The following is a 17,870-nucleotide window of genomic DNA, read 5'->3' on the forward strand; positions in this document are numbered from 1 at the left end:
AGGGCAAGTTGTCCCTTGATGCGCAATCCCTTGGCGTCCTCGACGATCTCGGTCCAGACGCCAATCGGCTCGGTGGCGTCGTGCTGCCAGAGCATCGCTGGCAAGGTACCGGCAGCCTTATGCGCCTCCAGTGACGCCGCAAAAGCGCTGGCCACGATAATGTCGCCATAGTCGTCGCGCACACCGAATACGGAGCCATAGCCCTCGATGGAGCCATCGTCGCTGGTAGATTTGATCTGCAGCGCGAAGGCCCGGACCACGCGGCCGCCACTGGTGTGGCGCCGCTCAAGGCTTCGTCGTGTCATTGCCGCCTTCTTTCTTGTTTGTATTCATATTCATGGGGGTAAGCGGCTCGTCCAGGCCTGGCAGCGGATCCTTGCCATCCTCGTCCCGGATCTCATTGCGGGTGTATATGCCCGTCTCGGCCATGGTCCGCGCCCACTGCGAGCGATCTGCCATGGAGCCGGCGAGCAGGTAGCGCGTGTCAAACTCGGTGAACAGCGATCCATTGCCGTCGAGCAGGGTTTCGTCGAGACGCTGATTCCATGCCTCGTGCCATGGCGCCAGCGTGTGCTTCATGTGCGCTGAAAAGAACGCCTCGGAGCTGGCGAAAGTGGCCGCCTTGTCGGAATGGCCGACCATGATCGGAAACACACCATAGAACCGGCAAATTTCCTCGATCTGCAAGCGGCGCGTCTCCACGTGCTGCGCGTCGACACCGTTGATCGCCGTGCTCACCCACTTCGCAGCCCGATCCAACACCAGGGGCACGCCCGTATTCCGCACGCCCCCTTTGTCGCGCAGCCACTGCGTCAAGCGTTCGTGCTGCTCCTTGTTCAAATTTCCCTCGACGGAGTAGGCGCCGCTGGTGCGCAGCCCGTTCTCGTGCATGGCTGTCTGGCTCTGCTCGGTCGCCATGGCCAGGCCAATAGCAGAGCGCGCCAACTTCACCGCGTCCAGAGTGGTCACCCAGTCCCACTGCACTCCGTTAAGCAGAAACACGTCGTCCGGAGCGAATTCTCCGATCAAGCCGAACTCGTCCCAGCAGCGGTACACCAACTCGTAACGGGACGTCCTGGTGACGCTCCACTGGCCGGGTTGAACCGGGATCAATTCGCGCACGCGGCGGTCGTCGCCGCGCACCTTGATCGACAGCCCGGTGCCAGTGAGCGCCGCGTGAATGGTCATCTGGCGGCGCCACTCGAAGGAGGTTTGCCACTCGTTCGGCCGGCGTGCCAGCAACCGGTATTCCGGGATGCTGGTTGCCTTCTGGCGACGGCCAGCACTATCCTCGCGGTAGACGTGTAGATCCGGTGTGGCGCAGCCGTCGGCGATCACCTTCACGCACGCCAGCACCGTCGACACCTGCAGCGCGGTCTTGCTGTTGACCGGCAGCCCGGCCACGTGGCTGACGCTACCGCCATCGAGCAGGTCCGCGATCTGGTCGTAACTCAGCTCTTTGGCTTTCATGCCCAAGATTCGCTTGAAAAAATTCACTAGTTATCCCAAAAAGATGCGCCGTTGGGCAAAGGGTTGAGCGCCATCAGCGTCACCGCGTCGAACGCCGCCATCAGGGGATCGATCTTCCCGGTGCCGCTGGCCTGCTTCGTGATCGATATTGCGTTTCCGTTCGGGACCGTGCGGGCATTACCGACGCACCAAGCCATCAATGCTTGACCGCCATGCACAAGTTCACCACCGGCTACCTTGCGCTCGGTAGTCTTGATGGCGCCGTTCAACTTCCAGCCCTGCGAAATGGCCACGATGTCATCGGTCGTAAATTCGCGCACCACTAATTCGTCCACCACGTCGGTGATACCGGCGCCATCCACGCCGATGCCCTGTTTTTCTGGCAAGCGGCCTGCGTCCCTTACCCGGCAGACGATATCGGCCACTGCCGCAACGTCTTGTCCAGGGCGCTCCACCAGCGTGAGTTCGCCAGCGGCAGCGAAGTCTTGAAGCCGCGGCGCAATCTCTGGCCGGCGCTTCAGTACGATCTCGTGCGCCCATGCGTGCGTCCAAAGGAGCCAGCGCCGGGTTTCGCTTTCGCGCCCCAGTACTGCCAGGCCCAGCAAGTCATCTAGGCCGCCGCCGTCGATCCCCACCACCGCCACCTCACAGCGATCGAGAAGCGCGTCTAGCGACAAGCCAGGCTCGGCCGCGGCCTCCCAGAAGTCGGCGCCAGCCCAGCGGTCGGACCGCAGGTTGATACCGATCTCGACGTTCAGGTGTTTGGCAAGGAACTGCTGGAAAGAGCCGTCTGTTTTTGCCAGGTATTTCTTGAGGTTGTCCGCAAGCCACTCAGCGCTGACGGAGCGGCCGATATTCGGGTTGGTGATATAAAAGTATGCCGGGTCGAGATAACCCTTGGATGCCAAAATTGCATCGGGGAATTCGTAGATCACGCCCAAGGTTTTCAGGTCGGCAATTTTTCCATCCCGCACCTCGCGCCAGTAGTCCAGCTTTTCTTTGAAGATGCCGGCCGGCGGCTCATCGCTCTGAGTGGTCAGGTAAATTACCCATCCTTCATCACGCGACACTTGCCCCCCCAGCGCTTCCATGAACATCGCGATCGCTTTGGCTTGCTTGCCGAAGACCCACAATTCATCGACCATGACGCGGCCCGACTTTTTGCCGGATACCGTATCGGTGTCTGCAGCAACCACCTTGAGACTGTTACGGTTCACTCGGTTCGTTATCGTCCGGAGGTGATCCTGCACGTGGAAGAGCGCCTTCAGCTCATCATCCTCACGCACCATCGCGGCCGCCGGCTTAAAGCTGTTGTCCGCCACCTCCTTGGTCGGAGCCAAAATCAAGTGCTCCTCCTCTTCGCGCCAGCAAAGAATGAGCGCGGTCAGCATAATGCCGGCGGCAATCGTGGATTTCGTATTCTTTTTACTGATCAGCAGTCCATACTCGCGAATCAGCTGCTTGCCGTTTTCCGCATCGTAGCCGCCAAAGATCGCGGCAACGAAGTCAAATACCCACTGCTCGGTGCACTCGCCAAAGGTAGGCTTACCTGGTAAGTCCACCACCCGCAACTGCTTGAAAATCGCCAGCGCCTGCTCGGCCTGGTCGGGGAAGATAGGCGGAGGAATGATCGACTCACCTGCCAGCAACCGTTGCTCCCAATCCAGACACTTCGTTGTCCATTCCGGATAAGGCGTCATACTTTTTTACCTCCAGCGGCGGCCAGGCGAGGCGGCGGTGCAGCCTTGAATCGGCTGGCAACCTTTTCTGCCTCTTCTTGCTTCTGCTCCTTTTTACCGCCCTCACCTAATTTTTTGTGCATGAACGGCATTAATGCCTTCGCGGCTTCGACGCGTTGCTTTTCCGCCAACTCACCATCATTCATCGCGGCGATCAAAAATGCCTTGGGATCGGTGAACAGGATCGGATTCGCCGGATCGAACGGACGGGCACCAGGTGTTGGCCGCTGCCCCTCCGGAACCGCAGCGCGGCGCTCAGCGAGGTAAGCTGCCACGGCCGGATCTTTAACAAGTCTCGACCCGGCAGCTGATGCAGTTGATGCGCTGTATCCCGCCTTGATCGCCGCGTTCTTATTGGAGGAACCGGCCAACACGGCATCGGCGAACAGCCGTTTTTTGCCTGTTAAAGCCATTAACATTTCCTTCAAAAGGGAAAAAATCTGCGCGTGAGGAAGTAAGAGGTCTAGGTCTAAAAGGCCCCAGAGATTTACCCACCCCCTCCTATGGGGTCAACGGGCCTCGCGGATAAGGTCTGCGCCGTCGATCGTTTACCCTGCGGCCTCTTCGCGCTGCTTGTCGCGGCTGTGGTGTGTAGTGCAAAGGCTCTGCCAGTTGGTCGAGTCCCAGAACAGCTTCATGTCGCCTTTGTGCGGCACCTTGTGGTCGACCACGTTTGCCATCAGCAGGCCTATGCCCTTTGCCATGCATGCGGCGCCATCAGCTACCACATCATCCGTAAACTCAATCCCGGCATCACGCAGGCAATACACGCAGAACGGATGCTTCACCAGGTAGGCGGCGCGGGCTTGCTGCCACTTGTAGCCGTAGCCGCGCGCGGTGCTGCTTTCTTTGCCTGAGCGCCACGAGTTCGCGCTGACCGTGACCATCCGGCCCGGCAGCGTTTGCAGCTTGGATTTCAGCGTGGTGAGGCGCGGCGCCATCAGTCGCCTGTAACGCCATCGCCCGCAACATCCAGGCCTTCCAGCACCGCAAGGGTAGTGCCGCCATCAACGACCAGGATGCGAATGTCGGCGCCCAGATCGGTGCGAATGCGCTCCTTTATCTTGGTCGCCTGCTCGCGGCTCACCATGCCCGGCACCTTCAATACCAGCACGTCGCCACGAGCAATAGTCATTTTCACCACCGATGGGATTGACTCTGAACAAGCAGAGACTGCTGCTGGCGCGTCACCCAGGAACTCGTCCATTCGGGCGCTGACTGCCAGTGACGAAGACCGCCCAGGCATGAGATCTGCAATCGCAGCAAGGTCGTCAGCCGTAAGCGTGAGCTTCACCTTGACGCCGAATACTTCATTGGCACCAGTGACCATCTCCATGTCAACGTCGGTCGTATCGGGCAACTTGAAATGCTTGGCTACCGCGCGCGCAAACTCAATGCCAGTGTGGAAGTCGTTCTGGTTCATGGTCGTGCCTTTCAGGTGGTGGTGGCGCAAGGCACCAGTGCGGCCGCAGCACTGGCAGTACATGCCGGGCAATGGGTCAGCGCCTGCAGCAGCCGGCGTGCTTCTTCAGCTTGGGCCAGTTGCGCGGCCAGCTGGTCGATGCGGACGTTGTTGCCGGACTTGGTGGCGCGCATGATCTCGTCACGCCAGTGCAGTGCTTGCATATGCGGCCTCAGATAAAAAGGCCGCTAGCGCACGGTTGCGGTCAGCGGCTAAAGCCCAGGGAAAGGCGGATATCTGGAATGCAAAAAGCCCGCAACGTGGCGGGCTTTTCAGTGTGATAACCGCTTGGCGCAGTTATCACGTGTATATAAAATAGGACTATACCGGACACGTTTGTCCGGCGCAAGCCTCTTGCACTAAATCACCGCACATTCCAGCCAGCTGCGCATCAGCGGCGCGCTGGGCGCGACCATCCAATTCCTTGAGCGCTTTGTGGATACGCGCCTTCTGGTCGTATGCAGTGGCCTTCGCCACGTTCAATTCTTTCGCGGCGGCCGTGATCGATACTCCTCGCTCGAAGAACGACCGAATAATCGCGCCGCGCATATTCCTGATGGTCAGGCCTGTGCAAACGCTGAGCGCCCACTCGGCCAGCTCGGCGATTGCTTCCCGGTATTGCTCGGTCATCTTGTCTTTATTCAGGCAGCAAGGGCACTCTTCGTAGCGCGGCGCATAGCGCGCGGTAATGCAGGCCTGCTCCAGCGGCGTCATCTGTGCCAGCCGCATGAGGATAATGCCGGACTGGCCGGCGCCATCCAGCGAGACCAGACCCTTGCCCGATCCGCCCCCGCCGGCCTTCATCAGCTTCGACATGGGCGACAGTGCGTACTGTTGGGATGAATAGTTGTACGCGAACATCAGCGCGTCGTGTGTGTTTTTGAAGAGCTCTTCCATTTCAATCCCTGTGCTGTGTTGCAAATTAATCCGACGAGCAGCTGCTGCCGCTATCCGACGACCCTGACGACGAATCGCTGCCGCTGGAAGAGCAGCCTGATCCGCTCCAGTCGCCGGACGCGCCACCGCCGTCGAATGTACCGCCACCGGCAACCAGGTGCGACGATGTGCTGGCTGGCGCGCTGTCAAAGTAGTTGCGCATGGCCGCCGCCATTGGCGCATCGACCACCGCCTCACCTTGGCGCGACTCGGCCAAGTAGCCATCGAATGGCACGTTGGCCAAGCCGGTGCGGCGCGGTGGCTCGATGGCGCTGGCGCGCGCACGTTGCGCAGCAAGGCGCCGCCGTTCCTCAGCACGTTTTCCAGCATCGAAGATGGCGCTCCAGGCTGCAGCAGCAGCACGCGCTTTCTGTTCTGCTGCCTTGCGCGCTTCGCGGCGCTTGGTCCAGGGGAATGTGAAGTTGAACATTTTTCGTCCTTTCGTTGTTGGTGATGCTTCTAACCGATGATTCACAATAATCATGAAAGTGAGGAAATATGCGGCGTTTCGGGGTGGTCTTCGCCACTTTCCCGCCAACGTTTTTGCAGTTTCCTATGCTGGGTGGTGCATGATGTGCAGCTTCAACTGCGTGGCAATGTGGTGCTCCAGCGTGGCGCCGCGCGACGCCTCCCAGCCTGGCAGCAAGTGGATGCCATCGCACGTCACCAGTTCAGCGATATCGCGCCGCATGCAGATCTCCCAGGCAGCGGTCGTGTCGGGGTTCACCTCGGCCGGGTTGATCACGGTATGGCCCTGGGCCCGCAGCTGGGCGGTGGCCGCGTGAAATGCGGGGAAGTTGAGACCCGGCAAGCCTGTCATGGGGCCGGCGACGTAGATTTTCATGACACGAGATTCCCGCCCGAAAGCGGTGGACACCTTCGGCTTGCAAAGCTCAATCAATCGCTGCTCAGCATCAGCTTTGTCCATACGATGCCAGCGGCGATCCTCGATAATCGCCACCGCCTCACAAACCCCCAGCCCGCCGCGCCCCGCCAAGCGCTTAAGCGTCTGACCATGGTTCGCCATTGCCTGGCGCCCGTGCTCCTCGATTGCAGCCCAAGGAATACTGGTGATAGCTGCGCAACCCATAATCGGCATGCTGGTGCGGTCGGTCATTCTGCTTGCTCCAAAAAAGTGATTTCGCTGGGCTTGCGCGGTGTCGCGTCGCCCATCAGGTAAATAATTGTCGAGATCCCGCCGCCCTGCACCTGGGGATACATGCTGTGCAGGTGGTGCTGCCGGCCAGCGAACAGCACGGGCTGGCAGGTGTAGAGCGCACGCAGCAGTGCGCGATCGCGCTTGTAGGCTGCCTCGGCCGGTGTTTCCGCCGCCTGCGCCGGGGTACGGCCGCTCATGGTGACACCGTCTCGGGTGTCGAATCTGCCGGCGCTGGGAAGTTTGCACGGAAGGCCGACATGTCCTCGCCGTGCACGCGATAGCCGTCTTCGCCAAACACGAACCGCCCCGGCCAGCGGCCACCCGGAAAACTGAAATCGGCAAAGGCGCGCATGCCACCGGCGCCCTCGACCTCTTCCAAGCGCTCGCCGTAAACGTACACGTCGGTCACCCGGCAGCCTGGCAGCCGCGTTTCGACCAGCTCTTGCAGTGCAACTGCCGCTGCGGCATTTGCTCGCTGCTTGAAGAAGTGTCGCGCCATGCAGGCCTGACAGCAATACGCATCCCCGGCCTGGCTGAACACCTTCTCGTCTGTATCTGCGGTAACGGTCTGCCAGCAGCTGATGTTGCTGCATTCAAATCCCCAGCCGGCGGCGATCAGCACGGGCGCTGGCACAGGGCCTGGGGCGTACTGGTCATATTCTGGTTTGCGATGGCACGAATCGACGCCATCCCACTCACAGCCGATTTCACTACCGCCCTCGCGACGGGCGACCGCACTGCTGGCGGCATAGCGGATCACGGTCATGTCGTCGCCGTCACTGACCTGATAGGCCTTGAGGCGTTTCTCCGCACTTGGCGGCAGCAGCCCTGTTTTCTTCTTCAATTTGAACTCCCTTCTGCTGGGTGATCCGGCCCTTCACGCAGGCCGGTTTTGCCATCAACTGATGACTGATGATAATCATGAAGATGCGTATCCATGCGGCTTTGCGGGGTGGCTCCCGCCACTTTCTCGCCACGCCCAAAACCGATTTTCTCGGCGATATCGTTCTGTGCCTGCGCTGCCGTCTCCCGGTTTTTCTCCAGATAGGCCATGGTCGTCATCGGCGACTTGTGGCGCATCACCGCCTGGATGGTCTGGATCGGCACGCCCTGCTCCGACAGCATGGTGGCGAACGTACCCCGCAGCCGGTGCGGCGTGATGCCCTTGATCTTGCAGGCGAGGTTGGCGGACTTCATGGCCTTGCGCGCGAAACCGGGCGGGTGCTGCTGCGCGCCGCCGCGCTTGCCGGCGATCAGGCCTTCCACCTGGCGGTGCGGCGCCAGCTGCTCGATCAGCCAGGCAGGTACCGGCACCGGCTCGGCCTCGCGGCCCTTGGTGATGCCGGGCGTGTACGTGGCGCGCTGCCAGTCCAGCCATTCCCAGCGCGCGCCGGCCGCCTCGGATTCGCGCAGGCCCAGGCCGAACATCAGGCGGATGGCCGTAGCCACCGACGGGTCGGCGCGCGTCACCTGGTCGACCGCAGCGAACCACTCGGCCACCGCGGCGATCGGCAGGATTGAGCGTGGGCGCTTCTGCACCTTCAGCATGCGCACCTGCCAGGGGATCGAGCGGATGATCTCGCGCTTCACCGCCCAGTTGGCGATCAGTTTGAGCACGCGCAGCCAGTGGTTCGCGCTGGCCGGTTTGTGGTCGACCAGGTGCTGGTTGCGCGCCAGCTCTACATGGCTGGTGGTGATCAGGTTCAGCGGCAGGTCGCCCAGGTCGTAGAAGTGCAGCCGGGCGGTGGTCTCGATACTGCGCTGGTGCGCGGTGCTGCTGATCGGGCCGTTCACCTCCAGCCATTCCTGCGCCATGGCCGCCAGTGTCGGTACGACCTTGCCGCCGTTGGTCAGGGTCAAGGCCTCGTCGTACGCGCGCTGCGCCACCACGTTGGCCTTCGCCTTGCTGCTCTCGCGGGTGCTGCGCTGCACGCGCGCGCCGGCGATCTGGAAGCGGTAGTGGTAATTCTTGGCCTTGCCAGCCCGGAACAGGTGAAAGGTCATGCTGCTGCCCGTCCGCGATACGATTCCCAGTCGAACGGCACCCACTGGCCGCCCTCGCGCAGCCGGTCAAAGCTGCGATCGCCCAGGAACGTCTTCAAGCCGTTCCTGCCCTGATTGGTCAGCAGGATGGTCGGCATCAGCGCCCGGTACCGCTTGTCGATGATGTCGAACAGGTTCACCTGCTCGGCCTCGGTGCCGTACTGCACGCCCACCTCGTCGAGCACCAGCAGGTCCACGCCGGCCAGCATGTCGAGCACCTGCGTTTCGGTGCGCTCGGAATCGCGGCGCCAGGTATTGCGGATCATGCGCACGGCATCTATGGCGCTGGTGTAGAGCGCAGTGTGGCCGGCCATGACCGCCTGGGCGATGGCGATCGCCAGATGGCTCTTGCCCGTGCCGGGCACGCCCGAAAACACGATCACGGTACCGCTGCGGCGGTGCGTCTCGAAGTTGGCGGCAAACTCCATGGCCACACACAGCGCGCGCTCCTGTGCATCGTTTTCGACGACGAACGATTCGAATGTTTTACGGCGGTACCGCACAGGGATGCCGGCCTGATTCAGGCTGGACTCCAGCCGGCGCTGCGCCTCTGCCACGCCACGCGCAGCTACTGCCTGGTCCTTCTCAGCCTGGGCCTGCCTGGAGCAGGCCGGGCAGCCCATCCAGTGCGTCACGCGGCCGACAGCGAAGCCTTTGGCAGTGTAGGCACCATGCGTCTCGCACGATGCTTCGCGCTCGCTCTGGGCCACCGTCAGCGCGGCGATGCGGTTAGGTGATTCGGCCATTCTGGATCCCTTCGTGGTAGTTGATTTTTTCAAAATTGCTGTGGCGCGATGTCTGCTGTGGCCCGGTCCGCTGGCCGCTGCCTGCCGGCGGCAAGACCCATTCCGCCTTGAACCCCTGCCAGCCGCGCGTGCAGCACAGCGCCAGTGTCGAGTCCAGGCTCATGCCGGCCGCATCCGCCTCGCGTTTGATCGCGTCCAGGGCTGTCTTGCTCACCGGCGCCTTCTTGGTCTTACGCAGCGCTAGCCAGTCCGCTGCCGTTTGCTGAGTGACGCCCGATGCGACCAGATCCGCTTGTGCCGAATACTTCGGCGCAGCCGCAGCGGCCGGCACGGCCGTATGTTCTTTGTTCTTTTCTGTATCTGTATCTGTATCTGTATCTGTATCTAGGGCGTTACTTTTCTGTTGCGGTAACGTTACATGGCCGTTTCGGGCCGCTTCTTCGGCTGCTTTCTTGGCCGCCCGGTGCTTCGCCACCCTCTGTGCGCTCTTGTCTGAGCTGAACTGGCGCTTGTCCCAGTTCAGCAGCTCCCACGCCTCGTTGATGAAACCTTTCGCGACGAAAAGCGCCTTCGTTTCTTCAAGTTGCGCGGCGTCGATACGCAGATGAAACGCAATCTCGTCTTCCTGTAACGTTACAAGCGCGTTACTGCAACGCATGCACATCAACATGACGTAACGCCTCTGCATTACCTCGGGTAGCATCTGCACCTTCGGGTCGTGCGCGAACTCGGAATACATGCGAAACCAGGGGTTGGACATTATTGTCACTCACCCGATCCGGCATCGACGGCGCGTATCGCATGCGCCTGATCGTTGTTCAAAATCATGTCCAGCCTTCCATCCAGCCGTGAATGGGGTCGGGGCGTGACCGGCGGGCTGGAATCGCCTGGTCGCAGCTGCGCAGCCGCTGCCCCGTTTGAAACTTGTGCCAGCGGGTTGCTGGCGTTTACGCCTATGGCGGCTTGTCCGACTCCGCCATCACCACGTCGGCGGCGTGGCGCAGCCGCACCAGGTTCTCGTAACTGCGCTTACCCGCCGCGCGCCTGGCCGGGTCCTGCGGTGGGCCGCGCTGGCCCATCAGCGCCCGATCGCTCTGGCGCCACACGAGGGCCGCGCGGATCAGGTGCTCTTCTGGCGTCGGCTTCTTCACTTCGCCCATGTGCTGCCTCCTCGTTCGGTACCGGCACTGGCCGGCTTCTTGGTCTGATTTCGTACATATCTGCGTCGACTCCGTTAAACCCGCATGTGCATTTTGGGAACCACGCCAAAGCTCGGACGGCACGGCAGCAACTGGGACCGGCGCCTGTCGCCACTGGGCCCTTCACGGTGGCCGATCGGCGCGCGATGATGGTGCTGCTGCCGGGCCCAGTGCAAAAGCGTCTTACGGGCCTGGTCGCTGCGCGTAACACCAGCGCTGGCGCACGCTTGCAAGATGGTCGTTTCTTCCTCGGCATCGAGGTAGGTCTTCAACAACTTGGTGCGGGTGGTGCTCATGGTTTTTCCTTTTAAAAGTGAATCAGGCTTACGGGTGGTGCAAAAAATAAGGGTGAGGGTTGCCGATGCGCTACAGTGTCAGTCCCACAACATCAACGAGAAGCAAAGGAACCCTCATGGACTACACAAAACTTTTACTCGCCGCGCAGATGCGCAAAGAAATATTGGCGGAAATGGGCATCCCATCGATGAATCATCCCGACAAAAGATTAAAAGTCCAAGATGCAGGAACATACGAAGAGCGTATCTACACTTTGTTTGATGAGATCGTCGAAACAGCAAAGCTAATCGACAACTCAACTCATGCCGGGTAGCCGCGCGCCAAGCGGTAAAACTTTTTGATCGCATGGTTCAGGCGCGAATACTCCAACGACGCGACATCAAGCGCGGCTTGGGCCTGCTTGCGCTCAGCCATTCGCTGAATGCCGACGGCAGCCTTGGCGGCCTCTTTTGTGTCACCAAGGCGCAGGCGAATCTCCAGCAAAATCAGGATCATGGTGTCGGCATCACCAGCGCCTACGTCAGTTGGCAGCGGCGGAATAGCATCGGCCGCTGCGATCGCGTCAGCCTCTGCAACCTTAAGCTGAGCGCGCAGGGCGTCGATATCGATCGCCGCGCCGTGGGTGGCCGCTGACTCGGCGGCCATGCTTTCGGTGGTGCTCATGGTTTTTCCTTTGCATCGGTCGACGGCGAGATGATGTGAGGGAATTTGGCTTCGAAGAATTTCAGCCATGACTTTGGTATTTGGTCGTAAACAACCCACTGGGATATGCGCCCACGGGTGAGCCCTGTCATTTCAATGACGGCCTTACGGCCCCCTGCGGCATCAATTATTTGTTTAGCATTCATGCGGCAAGTATAGTCAGCTAATCAAATGATGTAAAGCCAAATATACGAACTATTTGTTAGAGTCCTATACATGAAAACGATGCAAGAACGAATAGCTCTGATAATTTCTGAAATGGAAGGGCCGGAGCGCGGCAAACAATCCCGTTTAGCTAGGCTGGCTGGATGCACCAGAGGGCTAGTTAACCAATGGCTCTCCGGCACGAACGAGACGACCGACTTTATTTACGCTAAAAATATTGAACAGGAACTTGGATACCGAGCGGAATGGGTCATGCGCGGCACCCCGCCCTTACGTCGAATCGATAGTGAAAGCAAAATAAAGTTGCCAATAAGCACAACTAGCTCGCTCGAAGGTGAGATAGTTATCAACCAGTTCGAAACGGGCGGATCGATGGGCTTGGGCGTGCTCCTTCGCGACCAGCCCGGAGCAATCCACGGCTGGACGGTTACTAAGGAATGGGTTCAAAAAAACGTAAGGAGTCACACTGGCGTGAGCAATTTGGCAATTGTTACTGGTTTTGGCGACTCGATGAGAGGTATGTTTAACCCGGGAGACCCTTTGCTCGTTGATCGCGGGGTAACATCTGTGGATGCGGACGCAGTATATTTTTTTCGTGTTGGCGAAGAGGGATTTATCAAACGCCTTCAACGAATACCTGGTGAGGGGATTCGAGTGAAGTCAGTCAATCCTGACTATGACACCTGGACCATCAAGCCTGAAATGGATTTTGAGGTATTTGCCAGGGTGGTAAAGGTCTGGTGCGGCACAGACTTCTGATTGCGGGCCATCCTGCGTAGATACCGACCGCTTCGGCGGTTTTTTTTCGTCTAATTAAACTCAACCAAAGGACATTAAAAGCTCTTTGTATATTTAACTGTACATTTTATGTATAGTTGAATATACTTAATCCATCGACGCACCACCTCAACCGATGGAGAGAAAATGTCACACGCCGCCAGCAGCACATCAGCGCCCAGCGCCACCGTCAAAATCCCCTTCCTCCTCTGCGCTGAATGCAGCGCAATCATCCAGGCCAATGCCAGCGATCGGCCAGGCGCAAAGCAAGCATCAGCCATCGACCTGATCGCCGACCGTCTGGTCGACGCCGAACTGTGGCCCGAGGACAGCGAGCTTGTCGCCGAGATCCGCGCCATGTTCATGCACAACTGGGGCATGGACCAAGCCCAGGCCGACGCACGTATGTCCCGCTTCAACTTCAAGGCCGCCCTAGCCGCTCTGGAAGGCGGTGCAGCATGAAATTCAAGTTCAACATCTACCTGCTGATCGCTGTGGCCATCATCGGCACCATCACCGGCAGCCTGGCCATGAGCCTGGGCGAAATCGAGCCAGCAGCCAGCGCCGCCATCATCCTCTTGTCCGTGTTGGTGCTGGGCTGGGGCGCCGGCACCATGTCCTCGCAAGCCGAGATCGACCGCCTGACCAGCATCGAGACAGGCCGCCGTATCCAGGCCAGCTGCCTGATCACCACCCGCAACCGGCTGGAGCGCGAGATTGAGCAACTGCTGGATGCGAAAGGCGGTGCTGCATGAACTGCACCTGCGTGAAAGACGTCGAGGGCCGTCTCGCCACCGCGCCATTCATCGTTGCCAAAGCTGGCAACAACATCCAGGTCGAATGCCAGGCGGTCGGATTTTCCGTGACGGAAGACGGCTTGATAAGCACGATCAACATTCCATTTCGCATTCGCGGTACCGGCAAAGGGTTCGCTAGCGCCAAAGGCAAGGAAATGCCTTGCGTAGCCAGCTTCTGCCCGTTTTGCGGCCGCACTACGAGGGACTATCGCGTTGGCGAAGATGCCGGCATCGTTGCAGCTTGGGCAGGTGCGTAATGAAGCGCGACCTCTTCTCCATGGCGCTCGACCTGGGCAATGAACTGATCATCGACAACTTCGCCGGCGGCGGCGGGACCAGCACCGGACTGGAGCAGGCGTTCGGCCGCCCGGTCGATATCGCCATCAACCACGACCCTGAAGCCCTGGCCATGCACGCGGCGAACCACCCGCACACCACGCACCTGTGCGAGAACGTGTGGGACGTCGACCCGATCAAGGTCACGAACAATCGCCCGGTCGGCCTGGTCTGGCTCAGCCCCGATTGCAAGCATTTCAGCAAGGCCAAAGGCGGCAAGCCCGTCGAGAAGCGCATCCGTGGCTTGGCCTGGGTGACGCTGCGCTGGGCAGCCAAGTGCAAGCCGCGCGTCATCATGCTGGAGAACGTCGAGGAATTCAAAACGTGGGGCCCGCTGCTGGTCGAGGCCGACGGCAGCGCCAAGCCGGACCCTGCCAAGAAGGGCAAGACCTTCGACAGCTTCATCCGCCAGCTGCGCGCGCACGGCTACACCGTCGACTACCGCGAAATGCGCGGCTGCGACCACGACACGCCGACAATCCGCAAGCGCTTCTTCCTGGTGGCGCGCCGCGACGGCATCGCCATCAAGTGGCCAGAGCCTACCCATGGCGCGCCCGACAGCATCGGCGTGCGCGCCGGCAAGCTGCTGCCATACCGTACGGCGGCCGAGTGCATCGACTTCAGCCTGCCGTGCCCGTCGATCTTCGAGCGCGACCGGCCGCTGGCGCCGGCCACGCTGCGCCGCATCGCCAAGGGCATCATGCGCTACGTGGTCGACGCGGCCGAGCCGTTCATCGTCGGCGCCGGCGGACCGGCCCGTGCCGGCGAGCCGCGCCCGACTGCGCGCCCGTTCGGCACGCTGCTGGCGCGCAACGACAGCTATTTCTGCGCGCCGACCATCGTCCCGGTCACGCACCAGGGCGGCGACCGGACCGAATCCATCGGTGAACCGTTCCGCACCATCACCGGCGCGCACCGCGGCGAGAAGGCGCTGGGCGTGGCCACTCTGGTGCAGGTGGGCTACGGGGAGCGCGAGGGCCAGGCGCCGCGGGCGCTGGATATCGAGAAGCCGCTGGGCACGGTGGTGGGCGCGGCTGCAAAGCATGCACTGGTCGAGGCTGAGCTTGCGCCATTCGTTATGACCAACACGACCGGCCATCCTGGCGCGGGCGCCGACATGCCGGTGCCGACCATCACTGCTGCCGGCAACCAGGCACTGGTTTCCGCTGTGCTGGTCGATGCCGCCCACGGCGAGGTGTCACCCGGCGGCGTCAAGCGCTGGGGCACTGGTGCGCACGACGTCGAGGCACCGCTGGGCACCGTAACGGCCAGCGGCAACAAGGCCGTGGCCACTGCATTCCTGGCCAAACATTACACGGGCGTCGTCGGCTCGAATCTGGCAGATCCGATCGGTACGGTCACCGCATGCGACCACCACAGCCTGGTGACGGCCTTCTTGACCGAGCACGCCAACGCGAGCAACCAGCGCGTGATGCCGGCGGACGAGCCACTGCGCACGATCTGCGCGCAGGTCAAAGGCGGCCACTTCAGCATGGTGTCAGCGCATATCCAGCGCGACATGGGCGCAAGCGTCGGCCACGCCGCCGATGCGCCGCTCGGCACGGTCACGGCCGGCGGTGGCGGCAAGTCGGCGCTGGTCACGAGCAACATGATCAAACTGCGCGGCACCAGCACGGCGGCCGGCACCGACGAGCCGTTGGGCACGGTCAGCGCTGGCGGCCAGCACCATGCCGAGGTGCGCGCTTTCCTGCTTAGCTATTACGGTACCGACCAGGCGCCGGAGATCGACGGGCCGCTCGCCACCGTCACGAGCCGCGACCGCTTCGGCCTGGTGACGATCCACGGCCAGGATTACCAGATCGTAGACATCGGCCTGCGCATGCTGCAGCCGCGTGAACTGTTTCGGGCCCAGGGCTTCCCCGACGACTACATCATCGGCGACGACCCGGCCCAAGGCCTGAAACTGACGAAGTCGGCCCAGGTGCGTATGTGCGGCAATTCGGTCTGCCCACCCATGGCCAAGGCGCTGATCCTCGCCAACTTCGCGCATGAGCGCGAGATTGCGAGGGTGGCATGACATTGCGAAATTTAGTCGCCCGTCTGGACCAACTCAAAATCACCGTCTGGACGGCCAACGTTCTTCAGCTTGTTTCGATACCCGCAGCGCGGGCAAAGGAAATAGCAGCCGAAGTGGTCGACAGCCGGCTCAACCTCGGAAAACTTCAGATCAACGGTGCATCGTTTGCAGGTCCACATGGTGCGCCTCCATGTAAAAAGGGAATCGTAGCATGATTGCCAACCCGGCTCAAATTACAAGGCAATACCTGGTCAACAAGAAGGGGCCGTTCTACACACTGACGCGTAAGCGCGGCGCCTGCGGCAAGGCCACCACGGCGCGCCAGCTACGCCAGTATGGCCGCTGCGTTACCTGTGTCCGGAGCGCGCCATGACGATCAAAATTCTTATCGGCGACGTGCGCGAGCAGCTGCGCACCTTGTCCGCTGACTCCGTCCATTGTTGCGTCACCAGCCCGCCGTACTGGGGTCTACGCGACTACGGTGTCGACGGCCAGATCGGCCTGGAAGAATCGCCCGCCAAGTTCATCGAGGTCATGGTCGACGTGTTCGAAGAGGTGCGCCGTGTGCTGCGCCCTGACGGCACCTGCTGGATCAATATGGGCGACAGCTACGCCAGCAAGCCAAACGGCCCAGCAGGCGCTGGCGGCCACAAGGGCAACAATCCGCACGTGGCTGTGCGCACGGCGCATGCACGCCGTTCCAGCAGCATTCCCCTGGGCTTCAAGAACAAGGATCTTTGCATGATGCCGCACCGGCTGGCTATCGCGCTGCAGGACGCCGGCTGGTGGGTACGTCAGGACATCGTCTGGAGCAAGCCGAACCCGATGCCCGAATCCGTGCGCGACCGTTGCACCAAGAGCCACGAATACATCTTCCTGCTTAGCAAGAGCGAAAAGTACTTCTACGATGCTGAGGCCATTAAGGAGCCGGCCGCCGGCGCCGCGGACCACCCGCGAAACAGCTTCGGCACCAAGGATTACGACGTGCCGGGCCAGAAACCGCAGAAGCGCACGGCACGCGGCGTCGGGTTTGGTCATGGCACCGATGCCGATGCGCGTCAACGTGGCCGCGTCATTGCGTGCAGCAAGGACGATGGGCGCGAAGAGCAGGGCTTGCGCACGGCCGCGCGCATGGGCGGCGGCGCCGGCTTCCGAGAGGATCCCGCCGCTCGCCCAGATATGCGCAACAAGCGCAGCGTCTGGACTATGGCGACGCATTCGTTCGCCGAAGCCCACTTTGCAACGTTCCCGCCTGAGCTGCCGGAAAACTGCATCCGCGCAGGCTGCCCACCAGGCGGTGTGGTACTGGATCCGTTCTTCGGCGCCGGCACCACCGGTCTTGTCGCCGATCGCCTGCAGCGCGACTGCATCGGCATCGAGCTGAACCCGGCCTACGCTGAGATCGCGCGCAAACGCATCCAGGCAGAGTCGACACTTTTTGCAGAGATTGAGGTGGCAGCATGACTAAATGCATCACAAGCGACAAATGGCGTGGCGAACGCGACGAACCGGTCAATCCGTCGACCGTGCGCTTCATAGCGCAGGAAGCGAACGCTCCCAGCTGCGAGGGCTGCCTGTTCGAGCGCTCCGTGGGCGTGTGCTCAAGCGCCGCGGCGCTGGCAGTGGCCAACGACCAGCCGGACTGCGACGACCACTCGCCGGCCGGCATGACCTACATCTACGTGCTGGATAAAAGCGATCCACGCCAGCTCGACCTGATCAAAGTACTGAAATCGCCAGCACCACACCCACAAGAACAAGGAGCGGAATAATGGATCAACTACTTTACAAAGTAACAACTGTGATGGCTAAGCTGGAAATCTGCCGGGCTACTGTCTACCGCATGGTTCATCGTGGTGACCTCGACCTGGTCAAAGTCGGCGTCGGCGCCACCAGGATCACGGCAGCCAGCGTGGAGCGCGTGGTGGCGGCGGTGAGGCCGGCTAAATAACGCGTGTATCATGCGGCTGAAATAGGGTTCATTGTGGCGCACCTCAAATTTGT

Annotated in this window: 27 protein-coding genes; 9 read left to right on the top strand and 18 right to left on the bottom strand. The window is 61.1% G+C overall.

Translation table 11 applies throughout. The features are described from left to right. The 17 genes from AC07VL_RS18030 to AC07VL_RS18110 form a co-directional block, all read right to left on the bottom strand. On the bottom strand, window positions 1-305 hold a 305-nt coding region (locus AC07VL_RS18030; protein WP_494807052.1), incomplete at its 3' end, for an HK97 family phage prohead protease. Then, window positions 286-1,470, bottom strand: a complete 1,185-nt coding sequence (locus AC07VL_RS18035; protein WP_494807053.1) for a phage portal protein — start codon at window positions 1,468-1,470, stop codon at window positions 286-288. The genes AC07VL_RS18030 and AC07VL_RS18035, both read right to left, overlap by 20 nt. 26 nt (window positions 1,471-1,496) lie before the next feature. Then, the gene (locus tag AC07VL_RS18040) at window positions 1,497-3,170 is read right to left on the bottom strand and encodes a terminase large subunit (protein WP_494807054.1); all 1,674 of its coding nucleotides are present in this window, start codon (window positions 3,168-3,170) and stop codon (window positions 1,497-1,499) included. Beyond that, window positions 3,167-3,622, bottom strand: coding sequence for a terminase small subunit (locus AC07VL_RS18045; protein ID WP_494807055.1), 456 nt, complete (start codon window positions 3,620-3,622; stop codon window positions 3,167-3,169). Before AC07VL_RS18045 ends, AC07VL_RS18040 begins: the two co-directional genes overlap by 4 nt. Before the next feature lie 135 nt (window positions 3,623-3,757). Then, window positions 3,758-4,150, bottom strand: a complete 393-nt coding sequence (locus tag AC07VL_RS18050; RefSeq protein ID WP_494807056.1) for an HNH endonuclease signature motif containing protein — start codon at window positions 4,148-4,150, stop codon at window positions 3,758-3,760. Beyond that, the gene (locus tag AC07VL_RS18055; RefSeq protein ID WP_494807057.1) at window positions 4,150-4,632 is read right to left on the bottom strand and encodes a hypothetical protein; all 483 of its coding nucleotides are present in this window, start codon (window positions 4,630-4,632) and stop codon (window positions 4,150-4,152) included. Before AC07VL_RS18055 ends, AC07VL_RS18050 begins: the two co-directional genes overlap by 1 nt. Before the next feature lie 11 nt (window positions 4,633-4,643). Next, window positions 4,644-4,835 carry a hypothetical protein gene (locus AC07VL_RS18060; RefSeq protein WP_494807058.1) on the bottom strand — a complete coding sequence of 64 codons (192 nt, stop codon included), beginning with the start codon at window positions 4,833-4,835 and terminating at the stop codon, window positions 4,644-4,646. Between the two features lie 157 nt (window positions 4,836-4,992). Continuing rightward, window positions 4,993-5,568, bottom strand: coding sequence for a hypothetical protein (locus tag AC07VL_RS18065; RefSeq protein WP_494807059.1), 576 nt, complete (start codon window positions 5,566-5,568; stop codon window positions 4,993-4,995). Between the two features lie 25 nt (window positions 5,569-5,593). After that, window positions 5,594-6,037 (bottom strand): hypothetical protein, encoded by a 444-nt coding sequence (locus AC07VL_RS18070; protein WP_494807060.1) that lies wholly within the window; start codon window positions 6,035-6,037, stop codon window positions 5,594-5,596. A 123-nt stretch (window positions 6,038-6,160) separates the two neighbouring features. Further along, complete coding sequence (locus tag AC07VL_RS18075; protein ID WP_494807061.1) at window positions 6,161-6,724, bottom strand: DUF4406 domain-containing protein; 564 nt, start codon at window positions 6,722-6,724, stop codon at window positions 6,161-6,163. Further along, window positions 6,721-6,963: a hypothetical protein gene (locus tag AC07VL_RS18080; protein WP_494807062.1), complete on the bottom strand. Its 243-nt coding sequence runs from the start codon at window positions 6,961-6,963 to the stop codon at window positions 6,721-6,723. The genes AC07VL_RS18075 and AC07VL_RS18080 overlap by 4 nt, the downstream gene beginning before the upstream one ends. After that, window positions 6,960-7,610 (bottom strand): hypothetical protein, encoded by a 651-nt coding sequence (locus tag AC07VL_RS18085; protein ID WP_494807063.1) that lies wholly within the window; start codon window positions 7,608-7,610, stop codon window positions 6,960-6,962. Before AC07VL_RS18085 ends, AC07VL_RS18080 begins: the two co-directional genes overlap by 4 nt. Further along, window positions 7,607-8,770: a tyrosine-type recombinase/integrase gene (locus tag AC07VL_RS18090; protein ID WP_494807064.1), complete on the bottom strand. Its 1,164-nt coding sequence runs from the start codon at window positions 8,768-8,770 to the stop codon at window positions 7,607-7,609. The genes AC07VL_RS18085 and AC07VL_RS18090 overlap by 4 nt, the downstream gene beginning before the upstream one ends. Next, the gene (locus AC07VL_RS18095; RefSeq protein ID WP_494807065.1) at window positions 8,767-9,555 is read right to left on the bottom strand and encodes an ATP-binding protein; all 789 of its coding nucleotides are present in this window, start codon (window positions 9,553-9,555) and stop codon (window positions 8,767-8,769) included. The genes AC07VL_RS18090 and AC07VL_RS18095 overlap by 4 nt, the downstream gene beginning before the upstream one ends. After that, the gene (locus tag AC07VL_RS18100) at window positions 9,539-10,315 is read right to left on the bottom strand and encodes a phage replication initiator YdaU family protein (RefSeq protein WP_494807066.1); all 777 of its coding nucleotides are present in this window, start codon (window positions 10,313-10,315) and stop codon (window positions 9,539-9,541) included. The genes AC07VL_RS18095 and AC07VL_RS18100 overlap by 17 nt, the downstream gene beginning before the upstream one ends. A 193-nt stretch (window positions 10,316-10,508) precedes the next feature. Next, window positions 10,509-10,715 (bottom strand): hypothetical protein, encoded by a 207-nt coding sequence (locus AC07VL_RS18105; RefSeq protein WP_494807067.1) that lies wholly within the window; start codon window positions 10,713-10,715, stop codon window positions 10,509-10,511. 74 nt (window positions 10,716-10,789) lie between these two features. After that, on the bottom strand, window positions 10,790-11,050 hold the full coding sequence (locus AC07VL_RS18110; protein ID WP_494807068.1) for a hypothetical protein: 261 nt from the start codon (window positions 11,048-11,050) through the stop codon (window positions 10,790-10,792). A 116-nt stretch (window positions 11,051-11,166) separates the two neighbouring features. Here AC07VL_RS18110 and AC07VL_RS18115 point away from each other — a divergent pair, with 116 nt between their 5' ends. Continuing rightward, window positions 11,167-11,364 (top strand): hypothetical protein, encoded by a 198-nt coding sequence (locus AC07VL_RS18115; RefSeq protein WP_494807069.1) that lies wholly within the window; start codon window positions 11,167-11,169, stop codon window positions 11,362-11,364. On the opposite strand, the gene AC07VL_RS18120 is transcribed toward AC07VL_RS18115, so the two are convergent. Continuing rightward, window positions 11,352-11,714 carry a hypothetical protein gene (locus AC07VL_RS18120; protein WP_494807070.1) on the bottom strand — a complete coding sequence of 121 codons (363 nt, stop codon included), beginning with the start codon at window positions 11,712-11,714 and terminating at the stop codon, window positions 11,352-11,354. The two genes, AC07VL_RS18115 and AC07VL_RS18120, sit on opposite strands and share 13 nt — an antisense overlap. A 255-nt stretch (window positions 11,715-11,969) precedes the next feature. On the opposite strand from AC07VL_RS18120, the gene AC07VL_RS18125 reads away from it, so the two are divergent. From AC07VL_RS18125 to AC07VL_RS18160, 8 genes are all read left to right on the top strand, one after another. Further along, complete coding sequence (locus AC07VL_RS18125; protein ID WP_494807071.1) at window positions 11,970-12,677, top strand: LexA family transcriptional regulator; 708 nt, start codon at window positions 11,970-11,972, stop codon at window positions 12,675-12,677. A gap of 165 nt (window positions 12,678-12,842) precedes the next feature. Continuing rightward, window positions 12,843-13,157 carry a hypothetical protein gene (locus tag AC07VL_RS18130; RefSeq protein ID WP_494807072.1) on the top strand — a complete coding sequence of 105 codons (315 nt, stop codon included), beginning with the start codon at window positions 12,843-12,845 and terminating at the stop codon, window positions 13,155-13,157. Beyond that, the gene (locus AC07VL_RS18135) at window positions 13,154-13,450 is read left to right on the top strand and encodes a hypothetical protein (protein WP_494807073.1); all 297 of its coding nucleotides are present in this window, start codon (window positions 13,154-13,156) and stop codon (window positions 13,448-13,450) included. Before AC07VL_RS18130 ends, AC07VL_RS18135 begins: the two co-directional genes overlap by 4 nt. Then, window positions 13,447-13,749 (top strand): hypothetical protein, encoded by a 303-nt coding sequence (locus tag AC07VL_RS18140; protein ID WP_494807074.1) that lies wholly within the window; start codon window positions 13,447-13,449, stop codon window positions 13,747-13,749. The genes AC07VL_RS18135 and AC07VL_RS18140 overlap by 4 nt, the downstream gene beginning before the upstream one ends. Then, window positions 13,749-15,866: a DNA cytosine methyltransferase gene (locus AC07VL_RS18145; RefSeq protein ID WP_494807075.1), complete on the top strand. Its 2,118-nt coding sequence runs from the start codon at window positions 13,749-13,751 to the stop codon at window positions 15,864-15,866. Before AC07VL_RS18140 ends, AC07VL_RS18145 begins: the two co-directional genes overlap by 1 nt. Before the next feature lie 369 nt (window positions 15,867-16,235). Then, window positions 16,236-17,330, top strand: coding sequence for a DNA-methyltransferase (locus tag AC07VL_RS18150; RefSeq protein WP_494807076.1), 1,095 nt, complete (start codon window positions 16,236-16,238; stop codon window positions 17,328-17,330). Beyond that, window positions 17,327-17,638 (top strand): hypothetical protein, encoded by a 312-nt coding sequence (locus AC07VL_RS18155; RefSeq protein ID WP_494807077.1) that lies wholly within the window; start codon window positions 17,327-17,329, stop codon window positions 17,636-17,638. The genes AC07VL_RS18150 and AC07VL_RS18155 overlap by 4 nt, the downstream gene beginning before the upstream one ends. Next, complete coding sequence (locus AC07VL_RS18160; protein ID WP_426076488.1) at window positions 17,638-17,817, top strand: helix-turn-helix transcriptional regulator; 180 nt, start codon at window positions 17,638-17,640, stop codon at window positions 17,815-17,817. The genes AC07VL_RS18155 and AC07VL_RS18160 overlap by 1 nt, the downstream gene beginning before the upstream one ends. Window positions 17,818-17,870 lie beyond the last annotated feature (53 nt).

This window comes from Janthinobacterium sp. GW821-FHT03C08 (assembly GCF_059420905.1).

Coding starts and splice junctions, on each gene's coding strand:
- AC07VL_RS18110 (WP_494807068.1), bottom strand. CDS start 11,050: ATGAGCACCACCCGCACCAAGTTGTTGAAGACCTACCTCGATGCCGAG.
- AC07VL_RS18070 (WP_494807060.1), bottom strand. CDS start 6,037: ATGTTCAACTTCACATTCCCCTGGACCAAGCGCCGCGAAGCGCGCAAG.
- AC07VL_RS18150 (WP_494807076.1), top strand. CDS start 16,236: ATGACGATCAAAATTCTTATCGGCGACGTGCGCGAGCAGCTGCGCACC.
- AC07VL_RS18130 (WP_494807072.1), top strand. CDS start 12,843: ATGTCACACGCCGCCAGCAGCACATCAGCGCCCAGCGCCACCGTCAAA.
- AC07VL_RS18055 (WP_494807057.1), bottom strand. CDS start 4,632: ATGAACCAGAACGACTTCCACACTGGCATTGAGTTTGCGCGCGCGGTA.
- AC07VL_RS18115 (WP_494807069.1), top strand. CDS start 11,167: ATGGACTACACAAAACTTTTACTCGCCGCGCAGATGCGCAAAGAAATA.
- AC07VL_RS18045 (WP_494807055.1), bottom strand. CDS start 3,622: ATGGCTTTAACAGGCAAAAAACGGCTGTTCGCCGATGCCGTGTTGGCC.
- AC07VL_RS18120 (WP_494807070.1), bottom strand. CDS start 11,714: ATGAGCACCACCGAAAGCATGGCCGCCGAGTCAGCGGCCACCCACGGC.
- AC07VL_RS18040 (WP_494807054.1), bottom strand. CDS start 3,170: ATGACGCCTTATCCGGAATGGACAACGAAGTGTCTGGATTGGGAGCAA.
- AC07VL_RS18035 (WP_494807053.1), bottom strand. CDS start 1,470: ATGAAAGCCAAAGAGCTGAGTTACGACCAGATCGCGGACCTGCTCGAT.
- AC07VL_RS18050 (WP_494807056.1), bottom strand. CDS start 4,150: ATGGCGCCGCGCCTCACCACGCTGAAATCCAAGCTGCAAACGCTGCCG.
- AC07VL_RS18140 (WP_494807074.1), top strand. CDS start 13,447: ATGAACTGCACCTGCGTGAAAGACGTCGAGGGCCGTCTCGCCACCGCG.
- AC07VL_RS18155 (WP_494807077.1), top strand. CDS start 17,327: ATGACTAAATGCATCACAAGCGACAAATGGCGTGGCGAACGCGACGAA.
- AC07VL_RS18135 (WP_494807073.1), top strand. CDS start 13,154: ATGAAATTCAAGTTCAACATCTACCTGCTGATCGCTGTGGCCATCATC.
- AC07VL_RS18145 (WP_494807075.1), top strand. CDS start 13,749: ATGAAGCGCGACCTCTTCTCCATGGCGCTCGACCTGGGCAATGAACTG.
- AC07VL_RS18105 (WP_494807067.1), bottom strand. CDS start 10,715: ATGGGCGAAGTGAAGAAGCCGACGCCAGAAGAGCACCTGATCCGCGCG.
- AC07VL_RS18100 (WP_494807066.1), bottom strand. CDS start 10,315: ATGTCCAACCCCTGGTTTCGCATGTATTCCGAGTTCGCGCACGACCCG.
- AC07VL_RS18160 (WP_426076488.1), top strand. CDS start 17,638: ATGGATCAACTACTTTACAAAGTAACAACTGTGATGGCTAAGCTGGAA.
- AC07VL_RS18060 (WP_494807058.1), bottom strand. CDS start 4,835: ATGCAAGCACTGCACTGGCGTGACGAGATCATGCGCGCCACCAAGTCC.
- AC07VL_RS18125 (WP_494807071.1), top strand. CDS start 11,970: ATGAAAACGATGCAAGAACGAATAGCTCTGATAATTTCTGAAATGGAA.
- AC07VL_RS18090 (WP_494807064.1), bottom strand. CDS start 8,770: ATGACCTTTCACCTGTTCCGGGCTGGCAAGGCCAAGAATTACCACTAC.
- AC07VL_RS18065 (WP_494807059.1), bottom strand. CDS start 5,568: ATGGAAGAGCTCTTCAAAAACACACACGACGCGCTGATGTTCGCGTAC.
- AC07VL_RS18080 (WP_494807062.1), bottom strand. CDS start 6,963: ATGAGCGGCCGTACCCCGGCGCAGGCGGCGGAAACACCGGCCGAGGCA.
- AC07VL_RS18075 (WP_494807061.1), bottom strand. CDS start 6,724: ATGACCGACCGCACCAGCATGCCGATTATGGGTTGCGCAGCTATCACC.
- AC07VL_RS18095 (WP_494807065.1), bottom strand. CDS start 9,555: ATGGCCGAATCACCTAACCGCATCGCCGCGCTGACGGTGGCCCAGAGC.